Genomic DNA, 13,795 nt, shown 5'->3' with positions numbered 1-13,795 from the left:
ACCGGACGGGGGTACGGTGACCGGGTGATCATCGGGGTGGGCATCGACGTGGCCGAGATCGAGCGGTTCGCCGCCGCGCTGGAGCGGACGCCGCACCTCGCCGAGCGGCTGTTCGTCCCGGCGGAGCTCTGCCTGCCGGACGGGGAGCGGCGCGGGGTCGCCTCGCTGGCCGCCCGGTTCGCGGCCAAGGAGGCGCTGGCCAAGGCGCTGGGGGCGCCGCCCGGGCTGATCTGGACCGATGCCGAGGTGTGGGTGGAGGAGAACGGGCAGCCCCGGCTGCGGGTGCGCGGCACGGTCGCCGCCCGCGCCGAGGCCCTGGGCGTCCGCTCCTGGCACGTGTCCCTGAGCCATGACGCGGGGGTGGCCTCCGCGGTGGTCGTCGCCGAGGGCTGAGCCGCCGTCACCGGGCGGGGGGCCAGCCGGCGCATTCCCCGGGGTCCGGGGCCGCCCGCTGCGGCAGACTCGTCCCATGCGCACCGCTCACCACGTGGAGACCGTCCGGAACGCCGAGGCCGCGCTGATGGCGCGGCTCCCGGAAGGGGAGTTGATGCGGCGGGCCGCCGCCGGGCTGGCCGCCGCCTGTGCCGATCTGCTGGGCCGGGTGTACGGGGCCCGGGTGGTGCTGCTCGTCGGCAGCGGTGACAACGGCGGTGACGCCCTGTACGCGGGCGCCCGCCTGGCCCGCCGGGGCGCCGGGGTCGGCGCGGTGCTCCTCGCCCCGGACCGCACCCACGCCGGGGGGCTCGCCGCGTTCACCGGGGCCGGCGGCCGGATCGCGGCCGACCCGTTCGCCGCGCTGGCCGACGCCGATCTGGTGCTGGACGGCATCACCGGCATCGGCGGCCGGGGCGGGCTGCGCCCGGACGCGGTGCCGCTGGCCCGGGCGGCGCGCGGGGCGAACGCGGTGGTGGTGGCGGTGGACCTGCCGAGCGGCACCGAGGCCGACAGCGGCGAGGTGCGCGGGGAGGCGCTGCGCGCCGACGCGACCGTCACCTTCGGCACCCACAAGCCGGCGCTGCTGATCGACCCGGCCCGGGAGTACGCGGGCACCGTGCGGCTGGTCGACATCGGCCTGGGCCCGCACCTGCCGTCCGTCCCGGCGGTGGAGTCGCTGCACCACCGGGACGTGGCGCGGCTGCTGCCGGTGCCGACCGGGGAGAGCGACAAGTACCGGCGCGGGGTGGTCGGGGTGGTCGCCGGCTCCGCCCGTTACCCGGGGGCGGCGGTGCTCGCGGTGGCGGGCGCCCTGCGCGGCGGTGCCGGGGCCGTGCGGTACGTGGGGCGGGCCGCCGACGCGGTGATCGCCCGGTTCCCGGAGGCGCTGGTGCACGAGGGGCCGCCGACCCGGGCCGGCCGGGTGCAGGCGTGGGTGGTGGGCCCCGGCATCGGCGAGGGCGGCGACACGGTCGGCGCGGTGCAGGAGGTCCTCGACGCGGACGTGCCGGTCCTGGTGGACGCGGACGGGTTGCGCCCGCTGGACCCGGCCCGGGTCCGGGACCGGGGGGCGCCCACCCTGCTCACCCCGCACGCCGGGGAGGCGGCGGCGCTGCTCGGGGTGTCGCGGGGGCGGGTGGAGGCGGCCCGGCTCACCTCCGTGCGGGAGTTGGCGGCCCGGTTCGGGGCCACGGTGCTCTTGAAGGGCTCCACCACCCTGGTGGCGTCCCCGGACCCGGCGCAGCCGGTGCGGGCGAACCCGATGGGCACGCCGTGGTTGGCCACCGCCGGCAGCGGGGACGTGCTGTCGGGGCTCGCCGGCTCGCTGCTGGCGGCCGGGGTCGCCCCGCTGGACGCGGCCTCGGTCGCCGCGTACCTGCACGGCCTGGCGGCGCGGAGCGCGGCGGAGCGCGGGGTGCCGTTGACCGCGGACGAGGTCGCCGGGGCGCTCCCCGCAGCCTGGGCCTCGCTGCTCGACGCCGCCTCCGGTGGGTGACGCGCCCCACACCCGGGCGGGCGGGGGACCGGTGCAGGGGCGGGAAGCGGGGTCTCTGAGACAATCGGCGCGATGAGCCAGACACCACCGCAGCCCAGCCGCGTCCGCGCCGAGATCGACCTGGACGCGCTGCGCGCCAACGTCCGCGCCCTGCGGGCCCGGGCGCCCCGCTCGGCCCTGATGGCCGTCGTGAAGTCCGACGGCTACGGGCACGGGGCGCTGCCCTGTGCGCGGGCCGCGATCGAGGCGGGCGCCGAGTGGTTGGGCACCGCCACCCCGCAGGAGGCGCTGGCGTTGCGGGCGGCGGGCGTCGGCGGCCGGATCATGTGCTGGTTGTGGACGCCGGGCGACCCGTGGCGGGAGGCCGTGGAGGCGGACCTGGACGTGTCGGTGAGCGGGATGTGGGCGCTGGCCGAGGTGACCGCCGCGGCCCGGGAGGCGGGCCGGCCCGCCCGGGTCCACCTGAAGGCGGACACCGGTCTGGGCCGCAACGGCTGCCTCCCCGCCGACTGGCCCGAGTTGGTGTCCGCGGCGCTCGCCGGCGAGGCCGCCGGGGACCTGCGGGTGGTCGGCCTGTGGTCGCACCTGGCCTGTGCCGACGAGCCCGGCCACGCCTCGGTCGCCGACCAGTTGGCGACGTTCCGCCGGATGGTGGCCCACGCGGAGGGCGAGGGGGTGCGCCCCGAGGTGCGGCACCTGGCCAACTCGCCGGCCGTGCTGACCCTGCCGGACACCCACTTCGACCTGGTGCGCACCGGCATCGCGATGTACGGGGTGTCGCCCGCCCCGGAGTTGGGCACCGCCGCCGAGCTGGGGCTGCGGCCGGTGATGACGCTCAGCGCCTCGCTGGCCCTGGTCAAGCGGGCGCCGGCCGGACACGGCGTCAGTTACGGCCACCGGTACGTCACGGGACGGGAGACGGTGCTCGGGCTGGTCCCGGTCGGCTACGGCGACGGCGTTCCGCGGCACGCCTCGGGGCGGGGCCCGGTGCTGGTCGGCGGGGAGTGGCGGCGGGTCGCGGGCCGGATCGCGATGGACCAGTTCGTGGTGGACCTCGACGGGCAGAAGGTCCAGGAGGGTGCGGAGGCGGTGCTGTTCGGCCCGGGCGACCGGGGCGAGCCCACCGTCCAGGACTGGGCCGAGGCCGCGGACACCATCGCCTACGAGATCGTCACCCGGATCGGCTCCCGGGTGCCCCGGGTGTACCGGGGGGCGTCCGCGTGAGCGGGGAGGCCGTCGGGCCCGCCGACGCCGCGGCCCGGACGGTGGCGAGCGTCGCCGCGCGGGCGGGCGGCGGCTGGCGCCGGGGCGCGGGCATCGCCCTCGGGGTGGTCGCGGCGGCCGGCGTGGCGGGCGTGGCGATCGAGCGGCTGACCGTCAGCCGCGGGGTGCGCCGGGAGGCACGGCTCGCGCTCGACGCGGCCGGCCCGTACGGCACCCTGCGCGGCACCCCGGGCACGGCCCTCGCCGAGGACGGCACCGCCCTGTACTACGAGGTCGACGAGCCGGAGCCGGCCGCCGCGGCGGCCGGGGTCACGGTGGTGTTCAGCCACGGCTTCTGCCTGAACCAGGACTCCTGGCACTTCCAGCGGGCCGCGCTGCGCGGCGCGGTCCGCACCGTCCACTGGGACCTGCGCGGGCACGGCCGTTCGGGGCGCGGGGCGCCCGGCGAGCCGGTCACCATCGACCGGCTCGGCCGGGACCTGAAGGCGGTCGTCGACGCGGCGGCCCCCGAGGGGCCGCTGGTCCTGGTGGGGCACTCGACGGGCGGCATGACGGTGATGGCCCTCGCCGAGCAGTACCCGGAGCTGGTCCGGGACCGGGTCCTCGGGGTCGCCCTGGTGGGGACCTCCGCCGGGCGGCTGGCCGAGGTCGACTACGGCCTGCCGGCGGCCGGCGCGTACGCGGTGCACCGGGTGCTGCCCGGGGCGCTGCGGGTGCTGGGCGGTCGGGCCGAGCTGACGGAGCTGGTGGAGCGGGGCCGCCGGGCCACCGCCGACCTGTTCACCGGGGTCATCAAGCGGTACTCCTTCGCCGGCCGCGAGGTGGACCCGGCGGTGGCCCGGTTCGCGGAGCGGATGATCGAGGCCACCCCCTTCGAGGTGGTCGCCGAGTTCCACCCGGCGTTCGCCGCGCACGACAAGACGGCGGCGCTGGCCCGGTTCGCCGGGCTGCCGGTGCTGGTGCTCGCTGGCGAGCAGGACCTCATCACGCCCCCGGGGCACAGCGAGGCCGTCGCCGAGGCGCTCCCGGACGCCGCGCTGGTCCTGCTGCCCGAGGCCGGCCACCTGGTGATGCTGGAGCACCCGGACGCGGTCACCGACCGGCTCCTGGAGCTGCTCGCCCGGGCCGGGGCGGTCCCCGCAGCGACTACCGTGGACGGCTATGGAACCAAGCGCGCAGCGAGCGGAACCGCGGGCGACGACGGCTGAGCCGGTCACCGCGTCGATCACCGTCACCTCCCCCGAGCGGATGCGGGAGCTGGGCCTGCGCCTCGCCGCGCTGCTCGCCCCGGGCGACCTGGTGATGCTCACCGGCGAGCTGGGCGCCGGCAAGACCACCCTGACCCGGGGCGTCGGCGAGGGCCTCGGGGTGCGGGGCGCGGTGACCTCGCCGACCTTCGTGATCGCCCGGGTGCACCCGAGCCTGGTCGGGGGGCCGGCGCTGGTCCACGTGGACGCCTACCGGCTGGGCGGCGGGCTGGACGAGATGGAGGACCTGGACCTCGACGTGTCGCTGCCCGAGTCGGTGGTCGTCGTGGAGTGGGGCGACGGCAAGGTGGAGGAGCTGTCGGAGGACCGGCTGCACGTGCTGATCGACCGGGCGGTGGGCGACACCACGGTCGAGGTCCGCACGGTGACCCTGCGCGGCCACGGGAGGCGGTGGGCCGCGGTGGACCTGGCCGCGCTCGCCGCCGACGGTTCCTGACCGCCCGCCCGGGAACACGTTCCGACAAGGTGTCGGGAAGTTGTTGCGCGACGGTGCTCCTCCGTGGTCACATGGGACGGAGAGGTTAGGTGTGCCTAACCGGTCTGCCCCCGGAGCACCCAGGAGGCGCCCATGTCGGCGACACGGCGGCCCACCACGTCCGCTACGACGGTGCCGATGAGCGTGCTGCTCGCCGCGGGCGCGGCGGCCCGGGCGGTCTCCACGCCCCCGGACGAACCCGAGGCCCGCGGCACCCGCACGCCCCCCGCACCCCGGGACGAACGGCCCCGGGCGGCGTAGCCCGCTCCCGGAGGACCCGCCGGTCGGGTTCCGGCGAGCGGCCCCGTGCCGGGCCGACTACCACCGGCCCGGCCCCACCCCGGCCCGCCCGGCGTAGAGCGCCGCCAGGTCGGCGGCGGCGCGGGCGACCGCCCGGACCGCCTCCGGCGGGTCGACCACCTCGACGTCCGTGCCGAACTGGAGCAACTGGCAGGCCGCGGCCGGCGCCGGGTACTCCACCACGACCGTCCGCCAGGGTCCGGCTCCCGCGCCGTCCGTCCCGTCCGCCTCGCGCACCCGCGGACCGACGATCCTGCGGAGCGCGTCCAGCCGGTGCGGGCGCACCCGGGCCCGCACCAGGACCCCCGCGGCGCGCGACTCCACCCCGCGGCGCAACTCCTCCCACACCTCGGTGAGCTCGACCCCCGCGCGCCGGCGCGCCGGTTCCGGCGTGACGGCGACCTCGTGCAGGCGGTCGGCGCGGAAGAGCCCCGGGCGCCCCGCCCGGTCGGCCACCAGGTACCAGACCCCGGCCTCGGCCACGAGGCCGTAGGCGTCCACCGCGTGCACGGCGACGGTGGTGGAACCGCCGTGCCGGTAGGCGATGCGCAGCCGGCGGTCGCTCAGCACCGCGTCGTACAGCTGGTCCAGCCCGCGCCACTCGCCCCGCCCGCGGAACCAGCCGCCGGGGTCGATCAGCAGTCGCCGGCTCGTCAGCTCGGCGGCCGGGCGGTGCGGTGCCGGCAGGGCGGCCATGATCTTGCGCAGTGCCGAACGCAGCGCCCGGTCGAGCCCGAGCGCCGAGTGCGCGCTCCGCTCCACCAGCACGAACAGCGCCCGCGCCTCGTCCCGGGTCAACCCCGTCACATCGGTGCGGAACCCGGACAGCAGCCGGACCCCGCCGTACCGTCCGCGTTCGGCGTAGACGGGCACCCCGGCCGCCGACAGGCTCTCCACGTCCCGGTAGACCGTGCGCACCGAGACCTCCAGCCGCCGGGCCAACTCCGTCGCGGGGACCCGCTCCCGCTGTTGCAGCAGGAGGAGGATGGCCAGGAGTCGGTCGAACTTCACCCGACGAGTCTTTCCCATACCTGTCGGCCGCTGTCAGGTTTCGGACGGACGATGGCGTCACGCCGTACGCAATCGTTGGGAGAGACCGTGAACCACGCCGACATCCAGTCGCTCGCCTCCCGAGTGGCCGGACCCGTCCTCGTCCCCGGGGACGAGGGGTACGACGAGGAGCGCAGCGGGGCCAATCTGGCCGTCCGGCACGAACCCGACGCGATCGTCGGCGCCGCGCGGGCGGAGGACGTCCGGGAGGCGGTCGCCTTCGCCGCCCGGCACGGGTTGCCCGTCGCCGTGCAGTGCACCGGACACGGCTTCGCCGCCGCGTCCCGCGGCGGGCTCCTGGTCACCACCGGCCAGATGCGGGACGTCGAGGTGGACCCGGACCGGCGCACGGCCTGGGTGGCGGCGGGCGCCCGCTTCGAGGACGTGATCCCCGTGGCGGCGGCCCACGGACTGGCGCCCCTCAACGGGTCGGCGCCGCACGTGGGCGTCGTCTCCTACGTCCTCGGCGGCGGCGTGGGCCTGCTGGTGCGCACCCACGGGTACGCGGCCGACCGGGTGCGCACCCTGGAGCTGGTGACCGCGGACGGTCGAGCGCGCACCGTCACCCCCGAGAGCGACCCCGACCTGTTCTGGGCGGTCGTGGGCGGTCGTGACAACTTCGGGATCGTGACACGACTGGAAATGGACCTGATTCCGCTGTCACGGGTGTACGGCGGTGGGTTCTTCTACGACGTCGAGGCCGCCCCCGACCTGCTGGGGGCCTACGTGCGGTGGGCCGACGCCATGCCCCGGGAGATGAACTCCACGATCGCCTCCCTGCCCATGCCCGACGACCCGAAGGTGCCCGCGCCGATCCGGGGACGGCACGTCCACCACGTCTGCGTCGCCTACACCGGCGACCCCGCCGAGGGCGAGCGCCTGGTGGCACCGCTGCGGGAGGCCGCGCCCGTGCTGAGCGAGTCGCTGCGGGACATGCCGTACACCGAGTGCGGCACCATCCACGACGAACCGCGGTTCCCGGTGCCCTTCCAGCGCGAGACCGCCCTGCTGCGGGAGGTGGACCAGGAGGTGCTGCGGCTGCTCGCGGAGCACACCGGCCCCGGCGCGCCGCTGCCGTGCGTGGTGGAGCTGCGGCACCTGGCCGGCGCCGGGGACGCGGCCGGGGAGCGCCGGAACTCGGTGGGGCTGCGGGACGCGCCCTACCTGCTGGCCGTGGTCGCCCCGCTGTACGGCGTCACCGCCGAGGACACCCGCCCGGTGTACGAGAAGCTCTTCGCCGACCTGGCGCCCTACTCGTCCGGTGCCGCCCTCAACTTCCTGGGCTTCGGCACCCAGGCCGGGCCGGAGCGGGTCCGCGCGGCCTACGAGCCGGCCGACCTGGAGCGCCTGACACGTCTGAAGGCGGTGTACGACCCGCAGAACGTCTTCCGCCTCAACTACAACATCCCGCCGGCCGCCCCCCGCTGACCGGCGCTCCGCGGGGCGCGGCGCCGGTCGCGCCCCCGGTGCCGTCAGTCGATGACCACCACCGGGGTGTTGATCACCGCGAACTCCCAGAGCGCGTTCCCGTCCGCCCGGCTGGACCGGATGCCACCGGTCCGCTTCCGCGGGTCGGGCGGGGCGGTGGAACCGTCGACGGCGGCGCTGAACCCGATGCTCACGCCCTCCTCCGAGGCGAACCGCACCACGTGCTCCACGCCCACCCCGTCCGAGCCGGCGGTGTGCCCGGTGCGGGAGGTGACCAGGTACGCGCCCGGCGTCGGGTCCACCGTGCTGGGCGTCACCCGGTACGTGCGGCGCACCCGGTCCCGTTCGCCCACCAGCCACACCCGGTGGTCCGACAGGGCGTAGACCACCCGCGGCCCGGCGCCCGCGCCCCGAGGCAGCTCCGTCGGCCGGTCCGGGTCGCGCGGCGCGGCCGACACGACCGTGGTGGCCGCCCGGCCCGCCGCCCGGTCGGCGGCGCCGTCCGCCACCCCCGCGTACGCCTGATAGGCGAGGAACCCGACGGCGGTGAGCGCCGCCCCGGTGAGCCCCGCCACCATCCCCGCGCTGCTGCTCGCCACCACGCCCGCCTCTCGTCGCCGTCGTCGACCCGGCCGCCCGATCACCCTGAGTGACGGGTCCTCGGCCGACCGTAGCAGCAAGCGGCCGGCCAGCCGGGGCGACCGTGCGCCGGTCGTCGGAGCCGTAGGCTGTTTGTGTGCTGCTGCTCGCTCTCGATACCGCCACCCCCGCCGTCACGGTCGCCCTGCACGACGGCGACCGCGTGCTCGCCTCCGCCGGCCGGGTCGACGCCCGCCGCCACGGCGAACTGCTGCTTCCCGCGGTCGACCGGGTGCTTGCCGACGCCGGAACGGACCTCGCGGCCGTGACCGCGATCGTCGTCGGCACCGGCCCCGGCCCGTACACCGGGCTCCGCGTCGGACTGATGACCGCCGACACCCTGGGCCTGGCCCTCGGGGTCCCCGTGCACGGGGTGTGCACCCTCGACGGGCTCGCCCGCGCCTCCGGTCTCGACGGCCCCTTCGCGGTGGCCACCGACGCCCGCCGCAAGGAGGTCTACTGGGCCCGGTACGCCGACCCCCGCACCCGCACCTCCGGGCCCGCCGTCGACCGGCCCGCCGACATCGCCGGGGAACTCGCCGGACTGCCCGTGGTCGGCGCCGGCGCCCGGCTGTACCCGGACGCCTTCCCGGACGCCCGCGACCCCGAGCACGTGGCCGCCGGGGCGCTCGCCGCGGTGGCCGCCGAACGGCTCGCCGCGGGACTACCCCTCGACGAGCCCCGCCCCCGCTACCTGCGCCGCCCCGACGCGCAGGTGCCCAAGAACTACAAGGTGGTCACCCCCCGGTGACGGCCGAACTGCGCGAGATGCGCTGGTGGGACATCGACCCGGTGCTCCTGCTCGAACGGGAGCTGTTCCCCGACGACGCCTGGTCCCGGGGGATGTTCTGGTCCGAGCTGGCCCACGCCCGGGGCCCCGGCGCCACCCGCCGCTACGTGGTCGCCGAGGACGGGGGCCGCCTCGTCGGCTACGCGGGCCTCGCCGCCGCCGGCGGCACCGAGCCGGGCGCCGAGGAGCCCGAGGGACCCGCCGGGGCCACCGGGGACGTGCAGACCATCGCCGTGTCCCGCGACCAGTGGGGCACCGGACTCGGCGCCCGCCTCCTCACCGACCTGCTGAAGCACGCCACCGCCTTCGAGTGCCGGGAGGTGATGCTGGAGGTCCGGGTCGACAACGAACGGGCCCAGAAGCTGTACGAGCGCTTCGGCTTCGTCCCGATCGGCTTCCGCCGCGGCTACTACCAGCCGGGCAACGTCGACGCCCTGGTCATGCGGCTCGCCGTGAACGGCACCGACACCACCGACACCACCGCCGCGCCGGGCGCACCGGACACGACGGCAGAACCCAAGGAAACCGGAACCACCCATGGCTGACGAACCCCTCGTCCTCGGCATCGAGACGTCCTGCGACGAGACCGGGGTGGGCGTGGTGCGGGGCACCACGCTGCTCGCGGACGCCGTCGCCTCCAGCGTCGACGAACACGCCCGGTTCGGCGGGGTCGTCCCGGAGGTCGCCTCCCGCGCCCACCTGGAGGCCATGGTCCCCACCATCGAACGGGCCCTGAAGGAGGCCGGCGTCGCCGCCTCCGACCTGGACGGCATCGCGGTCACCGCAGGCCCGGGCCTCGCCGGCGCGCTGCTGGTCGGCGTCTCCGCCGCCAAGGCGTACGCCTACGCCCTCGGCAAGCCGCTGTACGGGGTCAACCACCTCGCCTCGCACATCTGCGTCGACCAGCTCGAACACGGTCCGCTGCCGGAGCCCACGATGGCGCTGCTGGTCAGCGGCGGCCACTCCTCGCTGCTGCTCTCCGCGGACATCACCGCCGACGTCCGGCCGATGGGCGCCACCATCGACGACGCCGCCGGCGAGGCGTTCGACAAGATCGCCCGGGTGCTGAACCTCGGCTTTCCCGGCGGCCCCGTCATCGACCGCTACGCCCGCGAGGGCGACCCGAACGCCATCGCCTTCCCCCGCGGGCTCACCGGCCCCCGCGACCCCGCCTACGACTTCTCGTTCTCCGGGCTGAAGACCGCGGTCGCCCGCTGGATCGAGGCCAAGCGGGCCGCCGGCGAGGAGGTGCCGGTCCGGGACGTGGCCGCCTCCTTCCAGGAAGCGGTGGTCGACGTGTTGACCCGCAAGGCGGTGCGCGCCTGCAAGGAACAGGGCGTGGACCACCTCATGATCGGCGGGGGAGTGGCCGCCAACTCGCGGCTGCGGGCGCTCGCCGCCGAGCGCTGCGAGGCCGCGGGCATCCGCCTGCGGGTGCCCCGCCCGGGACTGTGCACCGACAACGGGGCGATGGTCGCGGCCCTCGGCGCCGAGATGGTCGCCCGCGGCCGGGCCACCTCCGACTGGGACCTCTCCGCCGACTCCTCGCTGCCCGTCACCGACCCGCACGTGCCCGGCCGGGACCACGACCCCGCCGCACCGGAGCCGCACGCGCACGGCGGTCACGGCCACGCGCACGGCGCCCACGACCACGACCACGTGCACGAACTGGCGAAGGACAACCTGTACTCATGAGCCTCGCCCTGATGTGGGAGGCGGCGGCCGTCGCCGGCCGGGGCGAGGACCTCCTCGCCTGGGCCCGGCAGCAGTCGCCCACCGGGCGGCCGCTGCGCCGGGAGACCTTCACCGCACCCGGGGACCGGGTCCTGGTCATCACCTGGTGGCCCGCCGACTCCGGCTCCACCCCGCCGCCCCCGGAACTCCCCGACCCGCCGGCCGACCTGGTCCGCCGGCCCGTCCACCGCTGGCGGTTCACCTCGGTCGGCGTCGACTGACCCTCCGGTGAACCGCGGTGCGGTGGAGCCGTCGCGGGCGACCCCGGTCGCACCGGGCCGGCCCCCACCGATCGTTACCGGCCCCTACTGGTCCACACAGACCACGTAGGGCTGGGAACCCGCCGTCCCGCCCCCTCCCGCCGGCCCGGCTCCCCGCAGTCCACTCGAACGTACGCAGGAGGCCGGCCGCCCGGCACCCGAGCACCGCCGGCACGGGTTCCCGAGAGCCCGGCAGCCGGTCCCTCCGGGGCGGTCCGGCCCGGATACTGCGTGGATGGAGAAGCGCGCGAGCGGCACGTGGCGGAACACCACGCACGACTGGGCGGGCACGGTCGACCACGGCCACCTCGAACACATCCGCCGGAACCCGGACCTGTTCGCCCCCGGCGGCCTCCCGCACCTGGTCCTCGAAGTGCTCGCCTACGCGGCGGACGAAGCCGAGTGCGCGCAGGGCGGTGGACGCTGCCGCGTCACCCTGCACCCGGACGGCTCGCTCACGGTCGCCGACGACGGGCGAGGCACCGACACCCGCCTCGACGACCGGGGCGAACCGGTGAGGAAGCCGGTCATGGCCACCAAGGACCTGCGCTTCTTCGACCGTCCCGAAGCGCAGCGACTGCCGGACGGACACCCCCGCCGCGGCATGTCCACCGTGGCCGCGCTCAGCAGCCGACTGACCCACACCAACCGCCGTCGCGACGGAGCGTGGACCCAACGGTACGCACACGGCGTCCCGGTGACGGGCCTGGTCCCGATCCCCCACGACGGAACCACCGGAACCACCGTCGACTTCCTCCCCCTCGCCCCGCTGCGCACCGCCGGCGCCCCGCTCGCCGACGCCCTGGCCCGGTGCGGGACGGTCTGGCCCCACCTCGTCCTCGACGTCCACGATCTGCGCACCCGTTGACCCCCCGCAGCCCGCTGCCCGTCGTTCAGGTCGGCAACGGGCGGTCGGAGGGGTCGGTGCCCGTCGACGGGACGGCGAAGAAGAGCCCGGCCGCGAGGAACGCCGTGGCCGCGGCGAGCGCCAGGGCGCCCGGCAGGGACCAGGCCGCGACCGGCCCGGCCGCCGCGGCCCCCAGGGCGAATCCGGTGACCTTCAGGCTGGCGCCGGTGGTGAAGACCTGACTCCGCAGGCGCTCGGGGGCCTCCCGGTGGCGGATCGCGAACAGGGCGGCCAACTGGGGGCCCTCCCCGAACCCCGCCAGGAACAAGGCCGCCACCAGCACGGCGGGTTGACCCCACACCAGGCCAACGCGCCGGCCTGCACGAGTGCACCGGCCCAGAGGAACGTGTCGGCGGCGAGCACGCGCGGAAACCGCGCGAGCACCGCGGTGGCGGCCAGGGCGGCGGCCGCCGCGCAGGAGAGCAGCACCACGCCGTGGCCCGCCCCGCCCAGGACCCGCTCGCCCAGGAGCGGGACGCACGCCGCCAGCATGCCCTGTGCGACGCAGGAGACGACCGAGGTGACGGTCGCCCGGGCCAGCGCCGGCCGTCCGACGACGACCCGCACTCCGGCGGCGAGGTCCTCGACCACCGGAGTCGTCCGTCCCGGCCGCACCCGGCCGGGGCGGACCGGCGACCGCCAAGCGGCCGGCAGCGCCAGGACGACCAGCGCCACGGAGACCACCACGGCCGCCGGGGCCCCTGCCGCCTCCGCCACGCCGCCCGCGAGAGCGGGACCGGCGAGGGCCGCCACGCCGAAGGTCATGGCGTCCAGCGCGTTCGCCCGGGGCAGGCGGTCGTCCGGCACCACGTCCGGAAGCCGGGCGGTCCATCCGCCCGACAGGGCGGGGCCCACCAGTCCGGTCAGCACCGCGATCACGAGGGTCACGACGAACGGCAGCCGACCCAGTCCGGCGAGGACCGCGCCCAGGCCCGCGGCGTACAGGGCGAGGGCCGCGGCGAGGAGACGCCCTCTCCCGCCACGACATCGCCGCGATGCGCTCCGCCGCCGCCCTGCTGCGGCACGTCTTCGCCGCCGAGCACACCGACGACGCCGCGGCGGCCCTCAACGGCCTGCTGAGGGAGCACACCGGCCCCCTCCGACTGACCGCGCACGGCGACGGCACCCCCTGGCACCCCCACCTCGACCGGGACGACGACGCCCCCTGGGCCGAGTGGTTCCTCGCCTCGTCCTGCATGGCGTTGACCGTCCTGGTCTGGGACCGCCAACGCCCGCCCGGCGGCATCTGCGCCTCGGCCTCCTGCCGGAACGTCTTCCTCACCCGGGGCAGCGGCCCCGAACGCCGCTACTGCTCCCGCCGGTGCGCCACCCGCGAACGGGTCGCCGCCCACCGGCGCTCCCGTGCCGCGGAGGCCGCACCGGACCCCGCGCCCGGTTCGGGGCGGAGCGGGCGCGGGTAGGGTCACGGTCCCGACCGAGCAAGGAGACGGCGTGCCGACCGATGTGGTGATCGCGCAGACGACGATCGACGACGAGGCCAGGGCCGAGGAGTTGGCGCGGGGCGCCGTGGACGCGCGGCTGGCGGCGTGCGCCCACGTCGACGCGCTGTTCACCGCGGTGTACCGGTGGAAGGGGGAGGTGGTGCGGGAGCGGGAGTGGCGGATCTCGTACAAGACGACCCGCGCCCGCCTCTCCGAGCTCGCGGCCTGGGTGGCGACCGCCCACGCCTACGAGGTGCCGGAGTGGATCGTCCTCCCGGTGGAGGGCGGTTCGGACGCGTACCTCGCGTGGGTGGCCGAGGAGACCGCGCCGGTGTCCCCGTCGTAGGA

Annotated in this window: 17 protein-coding genes and 1 pseudogene; 14 read left to right on the top strand and 4 right to left on the bottom strand. The window is 76.7% G+C overall.

The window, feature by feature from the left end:
* Positions 1-24 precede the first annotated feature (24 nt).
* The 6 genes from ACSMX9_RS10060 to ACSMX9_RS10035 all read left to right on the top strand — a co-directional run bounded on the left by ACSMX9_RS10060 (position 25) and on the right by ACSMX9_RS10035 (position 5,158).
* Positions 25-393 (top strand): holo-ACP synthase, encoded by a 369-nt coding sequence (locus tag ACSMX9_RS10060; protein ID WP_351244472.1) that lies wholly within the window; start codon positions 25-27, stop codon positions 391-393.
* A gap of 76 nt (positions 394-469) precedes the next feature.
* Positions 470-1,930 (top strand): NAD(P)H-hydrate dehydratase, encoded by a 1,461-nt coding sequence (locus tag ACSMX9_RS10055; protein WP_445401758.1) that lies wholly within the window; start codon positions 470-472, stop codon positions 1,928-1,930.
* A 72-nt stretch (positions 1,931-2,002) separates the two neighbouring features.
* Positions 2,003-3,154 carry an alanine racemase gene (gene alr, locus ACSMX9_RS10050; RefSeq protein ID WP_445401756.1) on the top strand — a complete coding sequence of 384 codons (1,152 nt, stop codon included), beginning with the start codon at positions 2,003-2,005 and terminating at the stop codon, positions 3,152-3,154.
* The gene (locus tag ACSMX9_RS10045; RefSeq protein ID WP_445401754.1) at positions 3,151-4,362 is read left to right on the top strand and encodes an alpha/beta fold hydrolase; all 1,212 of its coding nucleotides are present in this window, start codon (positions 3,151-3,153) and stop codon (positions 4,360-4,362) included. Before alr ends, ACSMX9_RS10045 begins: the two co-directional genes overlap by 4 nt.
* Positions 4,316-4,858 (top strand): tRNA (adenosine(37)-N6)-threonylcarbamoyltransferase complex ATPase subunit type 1 TsaE, encoded by a 543-nt coding sequence (tsaE, locus tag ACSMX9_RS10040; protein ID WP_445401752.1) that lies wholly within the window; start codon positions 4,316-4,318, stop codon positions 4,856-4,858. Before ACSMX9_RS10045 ends, tsaE begins: the two co-directional genes overlap by 47 nt.
* Positions 4,859-4,990: 132 nt before the next feature.
* Positions 4,991-5,158, top strand: a complete 168-nt coding sequence (locus ACSMX9_RS10035; protein WP_445401750.1) for a hypothetical protein — start codon at positions 4,991-4,993, stop codon at positions 5,156-5,158.
* 57 nt (positions 5,159-5,215) lie between these two features.
* Here the strand turns inward: ACSMX9_RS10035 and ACSMX9_RS10030 are convergent, their stop codons facing one another.
* Complete coding sequence (locus tag ACSMX9_RS10030) at positions 5,216-6,208, bottom strand: helix-turn-helix transcriptional regulator (RefSeq protein ID WP_445401748.1); 993 nt, start codon at positions 6,206-6,208, stop codon at positions 5,216-5,218.
* Between the two features lie 87 nt (positions 6,209-6,295).
* Here ACSMX9_RS10030 and ACSMX9_RS10025 point away from each other — a divergent pair, with 87 nt between their 5' ends.
* Entirely contained in the window at positions 6,296-7,675 is a 1,380-nt protein-coding gene (locus tag ACSMX9_RS10025; RefSeq protein WP_445401746.1) for an FAD-binding oxidoreductase, read from the top strand.
* Positions 7,676-7,719: 44 nt separating this feature from the next.
* On the opposite strand, the gene ACSMX9_RS10020 is transcribed toward ACSMX9_RS10025, so the two are convergent.
* Positions 7,720-8,274 (bottom strand): L,D-transpeptidase, encoded by a 555-nt coding sequence (locus ACSMX9_RS10020; protein ID WP_445401744.1) that lies wholly within the window; start codon positions 8,272-8,274, stop codon positions 7,720-7,722.
* Between the two features lie 137 nt (positions 8,275-8,411).
* On the opposite strand from ACSMX9_RS10020, the gene tsaB reads away from it, so the two are divergent.
* The 5 genes from tsaB (at position 8,412) to ACSMX9_RS09995 (ending at position 11,966) form a co-directional block, all read left to right on the top strand.
* On the top strand, positions 8,412-9,065 hold the full coding sequence (gene tsaB / locus ACSMX9_RS10015; RefSeq protein ID WP_445401743.1) for a tRNA (adenosine(37)-N6)-threonylcarbamoyltransferase complex dimerization subunit type 1 TsaB: 654 nt from the start codon (positions 8,412-8,414) through the stop codon (positions 9,063-9,065).
* Positions 9,066-9,082: 17 nt separating this feature from the next.
* Positions 9,083-9,649, top strand: a complete 567-nt coding sequence (gene rimI / locus ACSMX9_RS10010; RefSeq protein ID WP_445402948.1) for a ribosomal protein S18-alanine N-acetyltransferase — start codon at positions 9,083-9,085, stop codon at positions 9,647-9,649.
* Positions 9,642-10,799: a tRNA (adenosine(37)-N6)-threonylcarbamoyltransferase complex transferase subunit TsaD gene (gene tsaD / locus ACSMX9_RS10005; protein WP_445401741.1), complete on the top strand. Its 1,158-nt coding sequence runs from the start codon at positions 9,642-9,644 to the stop codon at positions 10,797-10,799. Before rimI ends, tsaD begins: the two co-directional genes overlap by 8 nt.
* Complete coding sequence (locus tag ACSMX9_RS10000) at positions 10,796-11,059, top strand: hypothetical protein (protein WP_445401739.1); 264 nt, start codon at positions 10,796-10,798, stop codon at positions 11,057-11,059. Before tsaD ends, ACSMX9_RS10000 begins: the two co-directional genes overlap by 4 nt.
* A 274-nt stretch (positions 11,060-11,333) precedes the next feature.
* Entirely contained in the window at positions 11,334-11,966 is a 633-nt protein-coding gene (locus ACSMX9_RS09995; RefSeq protein WP_445401737.1) for an ATP-binding protein, read from the top strand.
* Between the two features lie 25 nt (positions 11,967-11,991).
* Here the strand turns inward: ACSMX9_RS09995 and ACSMX9_RS09990 are convergent, their stop codons facing one another.
* Both ACSMX9_RS09990 and ACSMX9_RS09985 read right to left on the bottom strand, forming a co-directional pair.
* On the bottom strand, positions 11,992-12,306 hold the full coding sequence (locus ACSMX9_RS09990; protein ID WP_445401735.1) for a hypothetical protein: 315 nt from the start codon (positions 12,304-12,306) through the stop codon (positions 11,992-11,994).
* A 35-nt stretch (positions 12,307-12,341) separates the two neighbouring features.
* Positions 12,342-12,935: pseudogene (locus ACSMX9_RS09985) on the bottom strand (MFS transporter); the annotation flags it as partial.
* A gap of 65 nt (positions 12,936-13,000) precedes the next feature.
* On the opposite strand from ACSMX9_RS09985, the gene ACSMX9_RS09980 reads away from it, so the two are divergent.
* Complete coding sequence (locus ACSMX9_RS09980) at positions 13,001-13,426, top strand: CGNR zinc finger domain-containing protein (RefSeq protein WP_445401733.1); 426 nt, start codon at positions 13,001-13,003, stop codon at positions 13,424-13,426.
* 31 nt (positions 13,427-13,457) lie between these two features.
* Complete coding sequence (gene cutA, locus ACSMX9_RS09975) at positions 13,458-13,793, top strand: divalent-cation tolerance protein CutA (RefSeq protein WP_445401731.1); 336 nt, start codon at positions 13,458-13,460, stop codon at positions 13,791-13,793.
* The last annotated feature ends 2 nt before the right edge of the window (positions 13,794-13,795 follow it).

The sequence above is a fragment of the Streptomyces sp. LE64 genome, assembly GCF_052606915.1.
This window is presented reverse-complemented; position numbering and strand designations above follow the sequence as displayed.

Excerpts from the sequence above, each read along its gene's own strand:
- ACSMX9_RS10055 (WP_445401758.1), top strand. The coding sequence starts at position 470 with ATGCGCACCGCTCACCACGTGGAGACCGTCCGGAACGCCGAGGCCGCG.
- alr (WP_445401756.1), top strand. The coding sequence starts at position 2,003 with ATGAGCCAGACACCACCGCAGCCCAGCCGCGTCCGCGCCGAGATCGAC.
- tsaE (WP_445401752.1), top strand. The coding sequence starts at position 4,316 with ATGGAACCAAGCGCGCAGCGAGCGGAACCGCGGGCGACGACGGCTGAG.
- ACSMX9_RS10035 (WP_445401750.1), top strand. The coding sequence starts at position 4,991 with ATGTCGGCGACACGGCGGCCCACCACGTCCGCTACGACGGTGCCGATG.
- rimI (WP_445402948.1), top strand. The coding sequence starts at position 9,083 with ATGCGCTGGTGGGACATCGACCCGGTGCTCCTGCTCGAACGGGAGCTG.
- tsaD (WP_445401741.1), top strand. The coding sequence starts at position 9,642 with ATGGCTGACGAACCCCTCGTCCTCGGCATCGAGACGTCCTGCGACGAG.
- ACSMX9_RS10000 (WP_445401739.1), top strand. The coding sequence starts at position 10,796 with ATGAGCCTCGCCCTGATGTGGGAGGCGGCGGCCGTCGCCGGCCGGGGC.
- ACSMX9_RS09995 (WP_445401737.1), top strand. The coding sequence starts at position 11,334 with ATGGAGAAGCGCGCGAGCGGCACGTGGCGGAACACCACGCACGACTGG.
- ACSMX9_RS09980 (WP_445401733.1), top strand. The coding sequence starts at position 13,001 with ATGCGCTCCGCCGCCGCCCTGCTGCGGCACGTCTTCGCCGCCGAGCAC.